Consider the following 16,878-nt stretch of genomic DNA (forward strand, 5'->3'; position numbering starts at 1 on the left):
TTATTGCCGCAGATGGTCCGCTGGATATGGATGTAGACGACCCCGTTATCAAGATCGACCTTCGACCACCGCAGCCCGGCGATCTCCCCGCGGCGAGTACCGGCGACCACCGCGAGCGCCCACGCCGCATACAGCCGCGAATCGCGGTGGAACCTGAGGAACTGCTTCGACTGCGCCGGCGTCCACACCCCTTTACGGCCCTGATCCTCACGCTCCGCCGGGCGTGGCTGCCGCACCTGACCGAGCTCGATACCGAGATCGCGGAACGCTTTCATTAGTACCCGGTGCACGGTCCGGACGGTCGTCGGGGACAACGGCTTCTTTTTGGCGCCGCCTTCCTTCAGCAGCGTCTTGTAGAAGTCCTGAACGGCCCGCCTGTCGAGGTCATAGAGCTGCCGGCCACCGATGTGCGGATACACGTACATCCGGAAGAGGTTGCGGTAGTTGTCCTGAGTGGTCTCCTCGATGTCGAGTTCCCGCTCCGACAACCAGCCGTTCAGCTCGGCCGCGACACTGCCGTCGGCGCCGATGCTGGCTTCGCCGTACGCCTTACGCGCTTCGGTTTCCGCTTTCTCGGCCGCCGTTTCGCTGGGATACCCGCGCCGCTTGTACTGACGCCGTTTCCCGTCGTCAGCGGGAGGCAGGTCGATGACGAAGTACCAGAGGGTCTTCTTGTTGGAGAGTTGGTACGAGCCGACTGTCATGGTCATCCCCCGTGGTCACACGATCGAGCAGGTGAGATCCACGGTAGCCATCGATGTGACCACGCCCGTGACCACAAGACCCACTAGGGCGATCTTGGTCGAGCGACGATCGTCCATTGAAAAAGCCGCTGACCAGGACTTTCGTCCTTGCCAACGGCTTGAAAAAGCTGGTCGGGCTGACAGGATTTGAACCTGCGACCCCTTGACCCCCAGTCAAGTGCGCTACCAAGCTGCGCTACAGCCCGCCGCCACCTGGCACCAACACCGCGCGGCAACTCCGAAAGCTTACCAAGCCCTACCCATGAGCCTTACCCCGCCCCCCAGGCCCCGTCTTCTTCCGGGGTTTCACGGAGATCTCGACGGGCGACCCCTCGAAGCCGAACTCCTCGCGCAGCTTGCGCTCCACGAACCGCTGGTAGCCAGCGTCCAGCGGCCCGGTCGTAAAGAGGACGAAGCGCGGCGGCGCCACCCCGGCCTGCGTCGCGAACAGGATCCGCGGCGCGCGCCCCCCTCGTACCGGATGGGGGGTGGCCTGGGTCAAAGCCGTCAGCCACTGGTTCAAGGCGCCGGTGGGAATCCGCTGCTCCCACGAAGCCAGCGCACGGCGCAGGGCCGGAGCGAGCTTGTCGACCGCGCGCCCCGTCTTCGCCGAGATGTTCACCCGAATGGCCCACGGGATGCGCTTCAGCTCGCGGTCGATCTCCTTGTCCAGGTAGAAGCGGCGGTCCGCGTCGACCAGGTCCCACTTGTTGAAGGCGATCACCAGGGCACGGCCGGCCTCGACGACCTGCGTGAGCACGCGCTGGTCCTGCTCGCTGATCGGCTCGGCGGCGTCCAGCAGGACTACGGCCACCTCGGCGGCTTCGACGGCGCCGGCGGTGCGCAGGGACGCGTAGTACTCCGTACCGGAAGCCTGGTTGACTCTTTTGCGAAGTCCTGCCGTGTCGACGAACTGCCAGACCTCGCCGTCCATCTCGACGAGGCTGTCGACCGGGTCGACGGTGGTGCCGGCCACCGAGTCGACGACGGCGCGCTCCTCCTTGGACACGCGGTTGAGCAGGGACGACTTGCCCACGTTGGGGCGGCCCACCAGCGCCACGCGGCGGGGGCCGCGCGGGCCGTCCTCGACGATGGGGGGCGGGTCGGGCAGGGCCGACAGGATGTCGTCGAGCAGGTCGCCGGAGCCGCGGCCGTGCAGGGCCGAGATCGGATGTGGTTCGCCCAGGCCCAGGGACCAGAGGGACACCGCCTCCATCTCGAGGTTCTGGTTGTCCGCCTTGTTGGCGACCAGGATCACCGGCTTGTGCGAGCGGCGCAGCATCTTGACGGCGGCCTCGTCGACGTCGGTGGCGCCGACCGAGACGTCGACCACGAAGACGACCACGTCGGCGGTCTGCACGGCCAGCTCGGCCTGCTTCGCGATGGCGGCCGCGCGGTCCTTCGCGTCGGGCTCCCAGCCGCCGGTGTCGACGACCGTGAAGCGCCGGCCGTTCCACTGGGCGTCGTAGGGCACGCGGTCGCGGGTCACGCCCGGAACGTCCTCGACGACGGCCTGGCGGCGGCCGATGATGCGGTTGACCAGGGTGGACTTGCCTACGTTGGGCCTGCCGACGACGGCCACCACGGGCACGGGACCGGCCGGGACATCCACGGAGAGAAGCTCCGCGGGAAAGTCACTCACGACTTCACCTTGCTGTTCAAAAGATTCAAAAGGTACGCGACGACCTCGTCGATGCCGATCTCGGTCGTGTCGACCTCGACGGCGTCGTCCGCCTGGCGCAGCGGGTCGGCCGCGCGGGACGAGTCGAGCTTGTCGCGGCGGAGCAGCGACGCCTCGGTGGCGGCGACGTCGGAGGTGGCGTCCTCGGCGCTGCGCCGCTGGGCGCGGGCCGCCGACGAGGCCGTCAGGTAGACCTTCAGGTCCGCGTCCGGCGCGACGACCGACGCGATGTCACGGCCCTCGACGATGATCCGGGGGTGGCCGGTGATGATCGCCCGCTGGAGCGCGACGAGGTGCCGGCGTACGGCAGGGACCGCAGCGACCGCGGAGACGGCCTGGGTGACCTCGACACCTCGGATGGGCGCGTCGACATTGACCCCATTTGCGGCGAAATGGGGCGCGGACGGGTCGGTCCCGATCGACAGCTCGGTCTCCAGCGCGACCTTCGCGATCGCGTCCTGGTCCGCGAGGTCCGCCCCGGCCTGCAGGACAGCCCAGGTCACGGCCCGGTACATGGCGCCGGTGTCGAGGTAGACACCGTCGATCGCCGCCGCCAGCCGCCGGGAAACGGTGGACTTGCCGGATCCGGACGGGCCGTCGACCGCGACCACACACTTTTCCGGCCGTACTTCTTCCGCCACCGTTCCTCCAGGGTTTGCCCGCCCGACCAACCCTCCCATTGTGCCCGGAGCACGGACCGCCGACGAATCAGGGTTGGTGACAACCCATTTGGTACGGGATTCCGCAAGGTCCCGTGCGACAGGCCCGGCTAGCTGCCGTCCCGATCCCTCTGCCGCGGCTGCCGGGCTGTCCTGCAACGCGAGCCGGCGGTATGTTACCGAGCAGTAGCTACGAGGGGAGCCCACCGTGCCAACTCTGGAAAGACTCGACTCCGTCCACGTCCTCGATCTCGGCGACGGCGAGAACCGCTTCCACCCCGACTGGCTCACCGAGGTGAACGCGCTGCTCGACGAGGTGGCCAAGGGCGACGGCCCGCGCGCGCTGGTCACCGCCGCCACCGGCAAGTTCTGGTCGAACGGCCTCGACCTCGAGTGGCTCTTCGAGCACCCGGACGAGTTCGCGGCCTACGGCGCCCGCGTGCACGCCCTGCTCGCCCGGGTCCTCAGCTTCCCGTTCGTCACGGTCGCCGCCCTCCAGGGTCACACCTTCGCGGCCGGCGCCATGCTCTCGCTGGCGCACGACTTCCGCGTCATGCGTGCCGACCGGGGCTTCTGGTGCCTGCCCGAGGCCGACATCAACATCCCGTTCACGCCCGGCATGTCCGCGCTCATCCAGGCGCGCCTGACCCCGCAGACGGCGCACGAGGCCATGGTCACCGCCCGCCGTTTCGGCGGCGAGGAGGCGCACGCCCGCCAGATCGTCGACAGCGCGGTGGCCGAGTCCGAGGTCCGCGGCGCCGCCATCGCGCTCGCCGAGGCGCACGCCGCCAAGGCCGGCCCGACCCTCGAGACCATCAAGACCAGGATGTACGCCTCCGTGCTCGCGGCCCTGAGCGACTTCTAAAGGTCCACCGAGCGCAACATCTCAAGCAGGTCGTCGGTGTTGTCCAGCGCCGCTTGCAGCACCTTGCGCGCCTCCCGCAGGCGCCCGGCCTGGGCGGCGAGCCGCTTCACGTCGCCCTGCTCCACCGCTCCGCGCGTGGCGGCGCCGACCGTCAGCAGCATCTGAAGTCCCTCGGCTGCCTGCGCCGCCGCGAGCGGGACGGGGTCCGTGCGGTTCTCCTGCGCCATCGCGGGCAGCGGCGCGCACGCCCGGCGGACCTGCCACTGCACCAGCGCGTCCGGATCCTCGATCGAGCCGGACGCGATGAGCTGGCGCTGCCAGAGCGCGTACCGGGCCTCGCGGCTCATGATGAGCGCGTCGGCGGCCATCGCCTCGGCCTGCGCCGCGCCCAGCAGCGCGCTCGCGAACCAGGCGCGCCGCGCGTTCGTGTCGGTGAGGCCGTCGGTATCCGGCTCGATGCCGAGGGCTTCCAGGGCCGCGGCGAGTCGCTGTTCGGACTCCATCCGGCAAAGGTATCGACGGAAGTCACCGAACGCGGGACGCCACGCGGATCACGGAACCGGATATGACAGCGGCCGCGCCCTTCCGGGCACAGGCCGCTTCAAGGCGCCGGATGGGCACAGGCCGCCTCAAGGCGCCGGATGCGGCAGGGGTCGCGCTCCCTCGGGCCGCAGGCCGTCGAAGATGATGCCGAGGTAGCGCCGCCACAGATCCGGCGGCGCGTCGGGCACGAAGCTGACCACGTGGTTCGGGGCGCACATCAGCAGGATGACGTCCATGCCTGAGATGTCGCCGCGTACGGCTCCCGCCGCCTGAGCCCGCTCGACCAGCGCGATGATCGCCGCGAACAGCCGCTCGCGGGCTCCCGCCAGCCGCTCGTTGACCTCGCCCGACTCGCGCAGGAACGACAGGTCGAGCTGCTGCTGCCGGCCCGCGGCCTCGTCCATGAACTCCAGCAGCGCGGCCCCAGCGTCGTCCGCGTTCGCCAGCCGCGCGGCCAGGGCGGCGAGGTCCTCGATCCGGTCGAGCACCACCGCGGCGAGCAGGTCTTCCTTGGTCGGGAAGTGCCGGAACACGGTGCCCTTGCCGATGCCGGCGCGCCGCGCGATGTCGGCCACCGAGGCGTCCGGGCCGCGCTCGGCGAACTCCCGCGCCGCCGCGGCCAACAACGACGAACGGTTGCGCGCCGCGTCCGCCCGCAACGGCCGCTCGGCGCCCTCCCTCATCACGAGCCCAGCTTAACAAGTTGACCGCCCGGTCCGTTTGGCTCTAACGTGACCGCACGGTCCGGTTAAGGCCGCCTCCGCACCGCCGCTCCCTGCCCCGCCGCCCCAACGCTCCCCGCTCCGCCGATCCCGCTCCGCCGATCCCCGCGCACCACCCCGCTCCAACGGGTCCCCGCCCACCCCTCCCGCTCCAACGCTCCCCGCCCACCCCTCCCGCTCCAACGCTCCCCGCTCGCGATCCCCCACTGCCCCACCCCGACCTCCCTTTTTGTCGCTTTTGAGGAGATGCCATGAAAGCCATCGTTGCCCGCGACTTCGGCCCGCCCGAGGGCTTCGAGCTCGCCGACGTTCCCGTTCCGCAGGCCGGTCCGGGTCAGATCCAGGTGCGGATCGCCGCCGCTTCGCTCAATCCCGGCGACCTCGTCATCCCCAGCGGCGCCTATCCCGTACCGCTGACGTTCCCGCATGTTCTCGGCAACGACTTCGCGGGCACGGTCACTGCGGTTGGTGACGGCGTGACGGCGTACGACATCGGGAATGAGGTTTTTGGCCACTCGGTCCCGCGCGCCCTCGGAGCGCTGGCCGGCGCGAAACGGCCTTCGGTGACGACCGGGACGCTGGCCGAGTACGCGGTTTTCGAGGCCGGCACGCCGTTCATCGCGCACCGCCCGCCCGAGCTCGACGTCGTCACCGCCGCCGCGCTGCCCACCGTCGGCCTGACCGCGCACGCGCTGATCGCCCCCGCCGAGCCGAAGCCCGGCGAGACGGTCCTGGTCATCGGCGCTACCGGCGGCGTCGGCACCACGCTGCTGCCGCTGCTGCGCCACACGCGCGTGATCGCCACGGGCCACCCCGGCGACGCGGACCTGCTGCTCCGGCTCGGCGCCAGCGAGGTGATCGGCTACGACGACTACCCGGCCGGCGTCGATCTCGTTCTCAATCTGGTACGCCCCACCGACCAGCTCCGCGACGCCGCGCGCACCCTGAAGCCCGGCGGCCGGCTCTTCACGATCACGTTCCCGCCCCCGAGCCCCGACATGATCGACCGCGACGACATCCGCTTCGAGCTCGTCCTGGACGTGGACGGCGACCTGGGCGGCATGCGCGAGGTGGCGGCGCTCACGCCGTACATCAGCGCCCGTTACTCGCTCGACGAGGGTGTGCGCGCCCTGACCGACTTCGCCCGCAAGCACACGGTCGGCAAGCTGGTCGTCAACGTATGCGATACGCATACAATGAACGGGTGACCATCGACCGCTGGCACCAAGCCGTCAACGACGGTGACCTCGAGGCCGCCCGCCGGACCGTCACCGACCCGGTCCTGGTGAGCGGCCCCCGAGGCACCGCCCCCATCACCCGCGACGAGTTCGCGGAGTGGATCGTCCGCTCGGGCATCGAGATCCGCGCGACCGCCCTCCACCCGATCACCGCGCACATCACCGTCGCCGAGCAGGAGGCACGCTGGCCCGGCAGCCCCGACTGGACCCGCGTCGCCACCGTCTTCAGGGTCAACGCCGACCGCGTCGACGCCGTGCTCCGCTACCCGAGTCTCGGAGAGGCCCTCGACGCCGCCCAGCAATTGGCGGGCTCGGGGGACACTTCCACACCCGCTGAGCGCCTCACCGGCGGCCCGCAGCCGACCGACGCCGCCCGACCGCCCAAGCCGACGGACGCCGCCGCAGGGCCAGGCCACGCCACCGCAGAGCCAGGCCACGCCACCGCAGAGCCGAGCCGCGCCGCCCCTGAGCCAGGTCACGCCGCCCCTGAGCCAGGCCACGCCGCCGCTGGGCCAGGCCACGCCGCCGCTGGGCCGGATCACGCCGCCGACCGGGCGCCGCATCCCGACGCCACTGCCGAGCCGCCGCGATGAGTGCCGGCCAGACCCTGTTCGAGTTCGTCCGCCACTGGTCGCGCCGCACCGCCGCCGAAGCCGACCGCGGCCGCGACGTCCAGGTCACCGAGGCCGTGCACGCCCTCCGCGGCCTCGGTGAGATCACCGTCAACGACGTGGCCGCCGAGCTCGGCATCGACCAGTCCGGCGCCTCCCGGATGATCGCCCACGCGACCGCCGAGGGCTATCTGACCGCCGCCCCGTCACTCCAGGACGCCCGCCGCCGCACGATCAGCGTGACCCCCGCCGGCGCCGAACTCCTCGAGGCCGCCCACGCGTGGCAGGAAGCCGTCTTCGCCGATCTCACCGCCACGTGGACCGGCACCGAACGCGCCGACTTCCACCGCGCCCTGCGCCGGCTGCTCGACACATCCCGCGCCCGGATCACGGCCGCGGCGACACCCGGGTCCAGTTCCGCTCGCCGCGCCGCGAGGTAGCCGCCACACACCGCGGGCAGATGTGCCGCACCTCGTCCTCCGGCGTGATCACGTCGGTCGCCCGGAAGTCGAACCGCACATGCGGAAACCGGCGCAACCGTGTCCGGCTCAACGCCAGCCCGCAGAGCGTCTGATTGGTGCCGGCCTGCCAGGCGTGCACCTCACCACCGGGCTGCCGGACACCGTCGTCCCCCACCCACTCGCTCGACGCCGCAACCGCAGCCGACTGCCCACGCTTCATAAGAGGGAGGCGTGCCCACCAACCCGCCAGATATGCCCGTTAGTTGCCCGCCGCGCGGGGAATCCGGAGATCATGACGGACCAACCACACCGCATAGACATCCGCCAGGGCGACGAGCCCGACGGCACCACCGCGTACGAGGCGTCGCTACGCCCACCCGGTCACTCGGTGGACCCGGGCACCACATCCGACGACCGAGCCGACCGAGCCCCCGAGGACCGCACCGGCGAAAAGGGCGGCGGCACAGCGGACCGCTCCGGCTACGACTCCCGCAGCCTGGCCGGCGACTCCCCCAACTACCGCCCGGAGTGAAGCCCCACCACAACGATGCGCCTGTCCCCGCCCGACCATGCCGGGGACAGGCGCAATCCCGATCTCGACGTGGTGTGGGGATCTCTCGGTACGGCCATCAGCTCGACGCTTCGGCGTAGTGCGCGGCGCTTCCACGGGCGGCGGTCAATCCGGCTCGACAGCCCCTGCTCCGGGCCGGACGACACAGGATCCGGAGCTTGGAGCATCGTCGGCGGCGGCGCGCAGCCGGGCACCAGGTCCCCGAGCCGACGAGCCCGAACGTGTCGCTGACGCTCCACCGCCGAAACCAGGCCGCGCGGGCTGTGGACGAGCCGGACTGTGGAAACCGCGCGCCCGCCGAACTCTGTGCTAGGCAGCGCCCCGCGAACCTAGTCGCCGACGGCCTTGAACAGGGCGGCGACCTCAGCGTTCGACAGATGCCGGAAACCGCCCGGCCGCAGGTCGCCGAGCCGGATCGGCCCGACCGACGTGCGGACCAGCCTGGTGACCGGGTGGCCGACCGCGTCCATCATGCGGCGCACGATGTGCTTGCGGCCCTCGTGCAGGGTGATCTCGACCTGGGCCGTCTTGCCGAGGGCGCCGACGAGCTTGAACGCGTCCGCCTTCGCGGGGCCGTCCTCGAGCTCGACGCCGGCGAGCAGGTTGCGGCCGACGTTGCGCGACAGCGGGCCGTTGATGACCTCGGCCAGGTACGTCTTCTGGATGCCGTACTTGGGGTGGGTCAGCTTGTTGGTCAGTTCGCCGTCGTTGGTGATCAGCAGCAGGCCCTCGCTGTCCGCGTCGAGGCGGCCGACGTGGTAGAGGCGCTGCTCGAACTGGCCGAGGAAGTCGGCGAGCTCGGTGCGGCCCTTCTCGTCGTCGAGGGACGACACCACGCCGCGGGGCTTGTTCATGGCGAGGTAGACCAGCTTGGTGTCGGTGATGATCCGCTGCCCGTCGACACGGATCTCGTCCGTGTTGGGGTCGGCCTTGTCGCCGAGCTTGGCGATCTTGCCGTTGACCGTCACGCGCCGGCGGAAGATCAGGTCTTCGCAGGCGCGGCGGGATCCAACACCGGCGGCCGCCAGCACTTTCTGGAGGCGTTCGGCGGTGTCAGCCTGAGGCATCGAGCACTTCTTCCACGTCGTCGGGCAGGAACGGAGCGAGCGGCGGCAACTGGTCGACCGAGTTGAGACCCAGTTTTTCCAGGAAAAGCGCCGTCGTGCGATACAGGTGTGCCCCGGTTTCGCTCTCCGTGCCGCATTCCTCGATCAGGCCGCGCGTCACAAGCGTACGCATGACCCCGTCGCAGTTCACACCGCGGATGGCGGAGATGCGCGACCGGGTCACCGGCTGCTTGTAGGCGACTACGGCCAGTGTTTCCAGCGCCGCCTGGGTCAGCCGAACGGACTGCCCGTCGAGAACGAACCGCTCCACGTACGCCGCGTATTCCGGCCGCGTGTAGAGACGCCAGCCACCCGCCACGCGCCGCAGGTCGAACCCGTGCCCAGCCGCCGTGTACCGCGCCGACAGATCTTCCAGCATCGCCCCGACCCGCTCGGTCGGCTGCTCCAGGATCTGCGCCAGCTGCATCTCCGCCACCGGCTCATCCACGACCAACATGATCGCCTCAAGCGCCGCCGCCAGCTCCGCGTCGTCACTCAACCCCGGAAGATCATCATCATTTGTACGGGTCGCCGCGCCCCCAACCGCAGCAGCACCGTCCCGGGCCTGGCGGCTCGCCTGCCCGGGCACCGCCGCCGCGACGGCAGCCCCCTCGCTCCGCTCGGCCGCAGCCTCCCGCGGCTCGTCATCGTCATCCGCCCCGGCGCCGGCAAAATCGTCGTCGTCCGAGACGTCATCGTCGTCGTCCTGCCCCGCGTCCTCCGGCACCTCGTCCGCGAACGGCAGATCGTTCTCCCCGTCATCGCTGACGTCATCATCGGCCGCCGCGTCGAAAACGTCCCCCGCGTCGTCCCCGTCCTCCGGCAGCGGCGCATCCACCGGCGCCCCGTCGTCGTCCTGGACCTCCGCCTCAACGGCATCCTCGATCGACTCAGGCAACGGCAGCTCAGGCCCAGGCGAGACCTCAACGGGATCGGCACCCACCCCACCAGCGGGCGCGTCAACCGCGACCTCGTCCTCGCCGGCCTCCCCCAGGGCCGGCGCCTCCGTCGCCGGGTTCACCCCCTCGAAAGCCGGGTCGAAGTCGTCATCCGAGTCGAGCCCCGCCTCTTCGAGCTCGTCCCCGTCATCCCCCAGCTGCCGGTTGTCCGAGGCCCCGCCCCCCTGCCCGACCGGCCCCGACTCGGCACGCTCCAGGCCGCCAAGAGCCCCCGGACCGCCCAGGCCCGACCCCGCACGCTCCCGGTCACCAAGAACTCCCGGACCGCCCAGCCCCGACCCCGCACGCTCCCGGTCACCAAGAACTCCCGGACCGCCCAGCCCTGACCCCGCAGACTCTCGGTCACCAAAAGCCCCCGGATCGCCCAGCCCTGACCCCGCAGACTCTCGGTCACCAAAAGCCCCCGGATCGCCCAGACCCGACCCCGAGCCGACAGGATGCGCGCCCGAGAAGTCATCACCGCCGTCGTCCCCGCTCGACGACGTAGGCGTGGCCGCCGACCAGTAACGACCCCCCGCCTCAGCCTCGCCGGAACCGTCGGTCTCGTCGCGATCGGAGCCGACGGACTCGTCATCACCGTGACCCGAAGCCGGCCCTTCGACACCGTCCCGCTCCGGGCGCGCCTCGTCCTCGGCCTCGGACTGGAACTTGCGATCCGGCGACCGCTGCGCCCGCTCCCACGGCGGCACCCAGGCGGCAGCCTGAGCCGCAAGCGATTCCGGCTGCTCCTCGCTGCTCACGATCGTCCCTCCGCCTCGTCGTCTACCCCCCCAAGATCATCGCCTGGACCGCCGACGTCAAGTCGGCCCGCCTCGCCCTTCCCCGATTCAGCCCCGGCCGAATCCGCCGACTGCGCCACATCGGGCCCACCGCCACCAACACCACTCTCGCCCCGCCCGGCACCAACGACGCCACTCTCGTCCCGCCCGACGCCCCTCTCGTCCCGCCCAGCACCACCGACGCCGCCGTTCATCATCGGCCCGGAGCCGCGCCAGGCATCGTCGGATTCAAGCGGCGGAGCGCCCTTAACCGACATATCGCTTATGTCCGAGCCTGGGTTCGGCGCACCGTCCAGGGCGACGGACGGCGAGGCAGAATCTGGGTTCGGCGCACCGCCCGGCGCGACGGACGGCAAGGCAGAATCTGGGCTCCGCACACCGCCCGCCGCGACGGACGGCAAGGCAGAATCTGGGCTCCGCACACCGCCCGCCGCGACGGACGGCGAGGCAGAATCTGGGCTCGGCACACCGCCCGGCGCGACGGACGGCGAGGCAGGATCCGGCCCACCGAACGACCCGAGCAAGGAGACAGACTCCGCCGAGCCGAAGTCATGAGGCGCGGAAGACCGAGGCTCGATCATCGACTCGGAGATGTCGGACTCCCCGGAGCCAGAAGGCTCGGAGCCGCCGACCGACCCCGACGAAGGCTCGGAAATGTCGGAAAACTCCGCATCGGCAGGGAACGCGCCGTCGGGCAGCTCGGCGCCGTCCACGACGTCCGCGCTCTCCGGATCTGACGACGCCTGGCCTGCCTTCGGCGGCGCCTCCTCGCCCTCCGCCGGCTTGGTGCCCTCGTAGTCGTCGATGTCGAGTTCGATGTCGGGGGCGTCCCCGCCGATCCAGCGGACCGTCAGCTCGTCGAGCGACACCGGCTGGTCGAAGTCGATCAGGCCCTCGCGGTAGAGCTCGAGCAGCGCCAGGAACCGGGCCACCACCTCGAGCGTGTTGTCGCAGTCGGCCACCAGCAGGGTGAACGTGGCCGAGCCCGCCCGGCGGAGGCGATCGCGGAGCAGGGCCGCGTGTTCGCGGACGCTGACGCGCACCTGGTGGATATGGGCGATCGAGACCTGGGGCGGGCCGGGCTTGGGCACGAACTGCTTGAGGGCCAGCTTGAACAGCCGCTCGGGGCCGATGCCGAGGACCAGGTCGGGGAGCGCCTCCGCGTACCGCGGCTCCATCGAGACGGCCCGGGGCCAGCGCTTGCCGCCGGTGAGCTCGAGCTCGGCGATGTGGGCCGCGGCCTCCTTGAAGGCCTTGTATTGCAGGAGCCGGGCGAAGAGCAGGTCGCGCGCCTCGAGCAGGGCCAGGTCCTCCTCGTCCTCGACGTCGGCGGCCGGCAGGAGGCGGGCCGCCTTGAGGTCGAGCAGGGTGGCCGCCACGAGCAGGAACTCGCTGGCCTCGCCGAGGTCCCAGTCGTCGCCCATGGCCCGGATGTAGGCGATGAAGTCGTCGGTGACCTGGTGGAGCGCGACCTCGGTGACGTCGAGCTTGTGCTTGCCGATCAGCTGGAGCAGCAGGTCGAACGGCCCGGTGAAGTTGTCGAGCCGCACCAGGAACTTGCCCGAGTCGTCGGCGGCCGCGACTTCCTCGGGCGAGAGCGGGGAGACAGGCTCTTCAGGCACCTGCTGACCGTAGACCACCGGTACGACAACTTGCTCAGTGCTCACCGCGCCCCTTCCGCTCCGTACCGGTTAAACGGGACAAATCCACAAACGGCGCGGAGGCGGGCAAAGATCAACCCCAGAGGCGTACGAAGACCAGGCCGAGCGCGTCGAGGATGCGCAGCAGGAACGGCGCCCCGAACGGGAACAGGCAGAGGATCAGCAGCACCAGGACGCCGATGTTCTTGTCCTCGAACCACAGGCGCATCCACTGCATGCCGTTGCCGGGCGTGCGCAGCGCCGAGTAGAGCGCGCCGAACCCGTCCAGCGGCGGGATCGGGATGATCGCCAGGATGCCGAAGCAGAGCAGCCCCACCGCGAGCGACAGCAGCACCTGCTCCCCCACCGGCAGGTCGATGCCGAGCAGCACGTCGGCCGGCCCGATGAAGGCCAGGAAGTTCTCCGGGTACGCCAGCGAGTAGGCCAGCATCAGCAGTTGCGACGCCACGATGCACACCAGCGGCCCGGACAGGAACACCGCCACCGCCCGGCCGCGCCCGCGCCATCGCGGCACCTCGTCGACCGAGAGCATCTTGCCCCAGCCCATGCCGCCGATCGCCGCCGCGACCGCGCCGAACGGGTCGACGTCCTCGCGCAGCCGCGGGGTGATCGACTCGCGGCGGTCGGACAGGCCCAGCGAGCGGGACGTCAAGCGGATGGCGAGGGCACGCAGCACCAGGCCGAGCAGGAAGGAGACGACCAGGGCGACGAACGCCACCGGCTCACCGAGCGCGTAGAGCACCTTGTCAGCCGCGCTCCGCCTTGGCGGCGATGACCTCGCGGGCGAGCTGGCGGTAGTTGCGGGCGCCGGAGGAGGCCGGGTCGAGGGTGAGGATCGGCGCGCCGGCCACCGTGGACTCGGGGAACTTCACCGTCTTGGTGATGACCGTCTGGTAGACCTTGTCGCCGAACGCCTCCACGACCCGCTGGAGCACCTGGCGGCAGTGGGTGGTGCGGCTGTCGTACATGGTCGCGAGGATGCCCTCGAGCTCGAGGTCGAAGTTGAGCCGCTCGCGCACCTTGTCGATCGTGTCGAGCAGCAGCGCCACGCCGCGCAGCGAGAAGAACTCGCACTCCAGCGGGATGAGCACGCCGTGCGCGATGGTCAGCGCGTTGATCGCCAGCAGGCCCAGCGAGGGCTGGCAGTCGATCAGGATGAAGTCGTACTCCTTGCGGACCGAGCGCAGCGCCCGGGCGAGGGCCATCTCGCGGGCGACCTCGTTGACCAGCTGGATCTCGGCCGCGGAGAGGTCGATGTTGGCGGGCAGCAGGTGCAGGCCGGCCACATCGGTCTTGATGATGACGTCCTCGGTGGCGACGTCGTCCTGCATGAGCAGGTTGTAGACGCTCAGGTCGAGGTTGTGCGGGTTGACGCCGAGGCCCACCGAGCAGGCGCCCTGGGGGTCGAAGTCGACGAGCAGGACCTTGCGGCCGTACTCGGCGAGCGCCGCGCCCAGGTTGATCGTGGTGGTGGTCTTGCCGACGCCGCCCTTCTGGTTGGCCAGGGCGATGATCCGCGCGGGGCCGTGCCGGTCGGTCGGCATCGGCTCGGGGATCGGACGGCGCATCGTGTACGCCGTCGGGTCGGCCGGGCCCAGGTCGGCGCCGAGGTCGAGAGAGCTCTGCTGCTCTCGGAGCGTCGAGGTCCAGGCCTCCGCCCGGTCGCCGTTCCCCGCCATGCCTTCGCCCCCTCCCGACTCGGGTAATGCCAGAGCCGATGCCCGACTCTACGCCACGCGCGCCGCACCACCGGGGTCAGCCATCGGCGTGTCGCTTCAAGAAAGCCGAGATGGATGCGCAGCGTCTAACGAGCGCGCGGGTGAGCGGTCGCGTACACCTCGCGCAGCCGCTCCACGGTGACCAAGGTGTACACCTGCGTCGTGGTGACGGACGCGTGTCCCAGCAGCTCCTGGACGACCCGCACGTCCGCGCCGCCGTCGAGCAGATGGGTCGCGTACGAGTGACGCAGCGTGTGCGGCGAGACCGCGTGCGGACCGTCCACCGGCAACCCGGCCGCCGACGCCGCTCGATGGAGGATCGTCCAGGCGCTCTGCCGCGACAGCCGGCCGCCGCGCGCGTTCAGGAACACCGCCGGCGTGCCGCGCCCGTTCGCCGCGAGCGCGGGCCTTCCCCGTACGAGATAGGCGTCCAGGGAAGCCCGCGCGTAACCACCCACCGGGACCAGCCGCGTGCGCCCGCCCTTGCCGTGCAGGACCGCCGACGGCTCGCCGTCGAGCGTGAGATCGTCGATGTCCGCGCCGACCGCCTCGGAGATCCGCGCCCCGGTGCCGTAGAGGAACTCCAGCAGCGCCTTGTCGCGCAGCCCCAGCGGCGTGTCATCGGGCACCGCGAGCAGCCGCGTCACCTGGTCGACGTCGAGCGCCTTGGGCAGGCGCTTCGGCGGCGCGGGCGGGCGCACCTCGGCCGAGACGTCGGCGCCGGCGTACCCCTCCCGGGCCGCGAAACGGTGCAGGCCGCGGACGGCGCTGATCGCCCGGGCCGCGGAGGAGGACGCGAGGCCGTCGTCGCGGAGGAAGGCGAGATGATCGGTGATCGCCGAGGCGCTCACCTCCGACAAATCGGAGATGCCGGATTCAGCGAGGCGCGCGGCGTACCGATCGAGATCCCGCCGGTACGAGGCCAGGGTGTTGCGCGACAGCCCACGCTCGACGGTCAGATGGTCGAGGTAGGCGGTGATCACACGCTGGAGGCTCAGGTGAGCACCTCGGACACTGACAGGGTCTGCATGCCGTGTGCCTCCGCGACCGGTCCGTAGGTGACGTGCCCGTCGTGGGTGTTGAGGCCCAGCGCGAGCGCGGGATCGGCCCGCAGCGCCTGCCGCCAGCCGAGGTTCGCCAGCTCCAGAGCGTACGGCAGGGTGACGTTCGTGAGCGCGTAGGTGCTCGTGTGCGGCACCGAGCCCGGCATGTTCGCCACGCAGTAGAACAGCGAGTTGTGCACCTGGTAGACCGGGTCGGCGTGGGTGGTGGGCCGCGAGTCCTCGAAGCAGCCGCCCTGGTCGATCGAGATGTCGACGAGCACGCTGCCCGGCTTCATCCGCGCCACCAGCTCGTTGGGCACCAGGTTCGGGGCCTTGGCGCCGGGGATCAGCACGGCGCCGATCACCAGGTCGGCGTCGAGGACGGCTTTCTCGATCTCGTACGCGTTGGAGGCCACGGTCTGCAGATGCCCCCGGTAGTCGGCGTCGGCCGCGCGCAGCTTGGCGATGTTGCGGTCGAGCACCAGGATCTCGGCCTGCATGCCGAGCGCGATCGCCGCCGCGTTCATGCCGGAGACGCCGGCGCCGATGACCACGACCTTCGCCGCGTACACGCCGGGCACTCCGCCCATCAGCACGCCGCGGCCGCCGCCGGAGCGCATCAGGTGGTACGCGCCGACCTGCGGGGCGAGGCGGCCGGCGACCTCGGACATCGGGGCGAGCAGCGGCAGCGAGCGGTCGGGCAGCTCGACGGTCTCGTACGCGATGCCGGTGACCTTGCGGTCGAGCAGCGCGTCGGTGCACTCCTTGGAGGCGGCGAGGTGCAGGTACGTGAAGAGCACCTGGCCCGGGCGCATCCGCGGGTACTCCTCCGCGATCGGCTCCTTGACCTTGAGGATCAGCTCGGCGGTGCCCCACACGTCGTCCGCGCCGGGCACGATCGTCGCCCCGGCCGCCTGGTAGTCGCCGTCGGCGATCGACGACCCGGCGCCCGCACCGGCCTGCACGTACACCTCGTGCCCGGCCCGCCGGAACTCGTAGACCCCCGCGGGCGTGATGGCGACGCGGAACTCGTTGTTCTTGACCTCGCTCGGAATGCCGACCTTCACCGCCGACACCGTCCCTTCCACTCGACGCTGAGTAAGGAATCTCTGCCCGATTTGGACAGTACGGTAAGTCGCCCACCATGGCAGTGGATCCACCGGCCGCGGCATCAGCGCATTCCCGACATCGGCACCGGCATTCCCACCAGCCCCACGATCCACGCCCCGATTGCACCCGGCGCCGTCGTTCAAGCGCGGCCGTGCGGGGTACAGAGCGATCATGAGTGACGTCAGCCCCGAGACCGAGTACGCCGAGTACGCCACGCAGGACGGCCCCGGCTCCGCGAACGCGGACGGCGACGCCGACACGCCCGCCGAGCGCCGGCGCCCCGAGGAGAAGGCCCACGGCGGCAGCATGGCGCCCGGCCTGGTCGACGACGCCGGCCGGCAGACCGCCGAGCCCCCGCCCGGCGATCCGTACTAGGCGCCCCGCCCTCCGCCGGGCCGCCTCGGTCAG

General features: G+C 70.8%; 17 protein-coding genes, 1 tRNA gene and 1 pseudogene. 6 read left to right on the forward strand and 13 right to left on the reverse strand.

From position 1 onward, the window contains the following. The 4 genes from Ade02nite_RS45435 to cmk all read right to left on the reverse strand — a co-directional run. Positions 1-704 (reverse strand): Arm DNA-binding domain-containing protein (locus tag Ade02nite_RS45435; RefSeq protein ID WP_203777654.1); only part of this gene is annotated, 704 nt, incomplete at its 3' end. 168 nt (positions 705-872) lie between these two features. After that, positions 873-949 (reverse strand) — tRNA-Pro (locus Ade02nite_RS45440). A 50-nt stretch (positions 950-999) separates the two neighbouring features. Beyond that, complete coding sequence (gene der, locus Ade02nite_RS45445; RefSeq protein WP_239169537.1) at positions 1,000-2,385, reverse strand: ribosome biogenesis GTPase Der; 1,386 nt, start codon at positions 2,383-2,385, stop codon at positions 1,000-1,002. Beyond that, a complete protein-coding gene (gene cmk, locus Ade02nite_RS45450) occupies positions 2,382-3,065 on the reverse strand; it encodes a (d)CMP kinase (protein ID WP_239169538.1) in 684 nt (227 codons plus the stop codon). The genes der and cmk overlap by 4 nt, the downstream gene beginning before the upstream one ends. A 226-nt stretch (positions 3,066-3,291) precedes the next feature. On the opposite strand from cmk, the gene Ade02nite_RS45455 reads away from it, so the two are divergent. Further along, positions 3,292-3,948, forward strand: a complete 657-nt coding sequence (locus Ade02nite_RS45455; RefSeq protein ID WP_203777656.1) for an enoyl-CoA hydratase-related protein — start codon at positions 3,292-3,294, stop codon at positions 3,946-3,948. Here Ade02nite_RS45455 and Ade02nite_RS45460 read toward each other — a convergent pair. Both Ade02nite_RS45460 and Ade02nite_RS45465 read right to left on the reverse strand, forming a co-directional pair. Beyond that, positions 3,945-4,451 (reverse strand): DUF6245 family protein, encoded by a 507-nt coding sequence (locus Ade02nite_RS45460; protein WP_203777657.1) that lies wholly within the window; start codon positions 4,449-4,451, stop codon positions 3,945-3,947. The genes Ade02nite_RS45455 and Ade02nite_RS45460 overlap by 4 nt on opposite strands. 126 nt (positions 4,452-4,577) lie before the next feature. Continuing rightward, positions 4,578-5,174, reverse strand: a complete 597-nt coding sequence (locus Ade02nite_RS45465; RefSeq protein WP_203777702.1) for a TetR/AcrR family transcriptional regulator — start codon at positions 5,172-5,174, stop codon at positions 4,578-4,580. A gap of 290 nt (positions 5,175-5,464) precedes the next feature. Here Ade02nite_RS45465 and Ade02nite_RS45470 point away from each other — a divergent pair, with 290 nt between their 5' ends. From Ade02nite_RS45470 to Ade02nite_RS45485, 4 genes are all read left to right on the forward strand, one after another. Then, complete coding sequence (locus Ade02nite_RS45470) at positions 5,465-6,421, forward strand: NADP-dependent oxidoreductase (protein WP_203777658.1); 957 nt, start codon at positions 5,465-5,467, stop codon at positions 6,419-6,421. Next, a complete protein-coding gene (locus Ade02nite_RS45475) occupies positions 6,418-7,044 on the forward strand; it encodes a hypothetical protein (RefSeq protein WP_203777659.1) in 627 nt (208 codons plus the stop codon). Before Ade02nite_RS45470 ends, Ade02nite_RS45475 begins: the two co-directional genes overlap by 4 nt. Beyond that, positions 7,041-7,502 carry a MarR family winged helix-turn-helix transcriptional regulator gene (locus tag Ade02nite_RS45480; RefSeq protein ID WP_203777660.1) on the forward strand — a complete coding sequence of 154 codons (462 nt, stop codon included), beginning with the start codon at positions 7,041-7,043 and terminating at the stop codon, positions 7,500-7,502. The genes Ade02nite_RS45475 and Ade02nite_RS45480 overlap by 4 nt, the downstream gene beginning before the upstream one ends. 313 nt (positions 7,503-7,815) lie before the next feature. Further along, a complete protein-coding gene (locus Ade02nite_RS45485) occupies positions 7,816-8,055 on the forward strand; it encodes a hypothetical protein (RefSeq protein ID WP_203777707.1) in 240 nt (79 codons plus the stop codon). Between the two features lie 368 nt (positions 8,056-8,423). On the opposite strand, the gene Ade02nite_RS45490 is transcribed toward Ade02nite_RS45485, so the two are convergent. From Ade02nite_RS45490 to ald, 7 genes and pseudogenes are all read right to left on the reverse strand, one after another. Next, positions 8,424-9,161: a pseudouridine synthase gene (locus Ade02nite_RS45490; protein ID WP_203777661.1), complete on the reverse strand. Its 738-nt coding sequence runs from the start codon at positions 9,159-9,161 to the stop codon at positions 8,424-8,426. Then, complete coding sequence (gene scpB, locus Ade02nite_RS45495; RefSeq protein ID WP_239169546.1) at positions 9,148-9,927, reverse strand: SMC-Scp complex subunit ScpB; 780 nt, start codon at positions 9,925-9,927, stop codon at positions 9,148-9,150. The genes Ade02nite_RS45490 and scpB overlap by 14 nt, the downstream gene beginning before the upstream one ends. Positions 9,928-11,725: 1,798 nt before the next feature. Then, a pseudogene (locus Ade02nite_RS45505) lies at positions 11,726-12,578 on the reverse strand (segregation and condensation protein A); the annotation flags it as partial. A 94-nt stretch (positions 12,579-12,672) separates the two neighbouring features. Further along, on the reverse strand, positions 12,673-13,341 hold the full coding sequence (locus Ade02nite_RS45510) for a zinc metalloprotease (protein WP_203777662.1): 669 nt from the start codon (positions 13,339-13,341) through the stop codon (positions 12,673-12,675). 4 nt (positions 13,342-13,345) lie between these two features. Next, on the reverse strand, positions 13,346-14,278 hold the full coding sequence (locus Ade02nite_RS45515; protein WP_203777663.1) for a ParA family protein: 933 nt from the start codon (positions 14,276-14,278) through the stop codon (positions 13,346-13,348). A 125-nt stretch (positions 14,279-14,403) separates the two neighbouring features. Then, positions 14,404-15,297, reverse strand: a complete 894-nt coding sequence (locus Ade02nite_RS45520; RefSeq protein WP_239169547.1) for a site-specific tyrosine recombinase XerD — start codon at positions 15,295-15,297, stop codon at positions 14,404-14,406. A 14-nt stretch (positions 15,298-15,311) separates the two neighbouring features. Further along, positions 15,312-16,427 (reverse strand): alanine dehydrogenase, encoded by a 1,116-nt coding sequence (ald, locus tag Ade02nite_RS45525; RefSeq protein ID WP_203777664.1) that lies wholly within the window; start codon positions 16,425-16,427, stop codon positions 15,312-15,314. 214 nt (positions 16,428-16,641) lie between these two features. Here ald and Ade02nite_RS45530 point away from each other — a divergent pair, with 214 nt between their 5' ends. Continuing rightward, positions 16,642-16,845 carry a hypothetical protein gene (locus Ade02nite_RS45530; protein WP_203777665.1) on the forward strand — a complete coding sequence of 68 codons (204 nt, stop codon included), beginning with the start codon at positions 16,642-16,644 and terminating at the stop codon, positions 16,843-16,845. The last annotated feature ends 33 nt before the right edge of the window (positions 16,846-16,878 follow it).

The sequence above is a fragment of the Paractinoplanes deccanensis genome (assembly GCF_016862115.1).
GTDB classification, from domain to species: domain Bacteria; phylum Actinomycetota; class Actinomycetes; order Mycobacteriales; family Micromonosporaceae; genus Actinoplanes; species Actinoplanes deccanensis.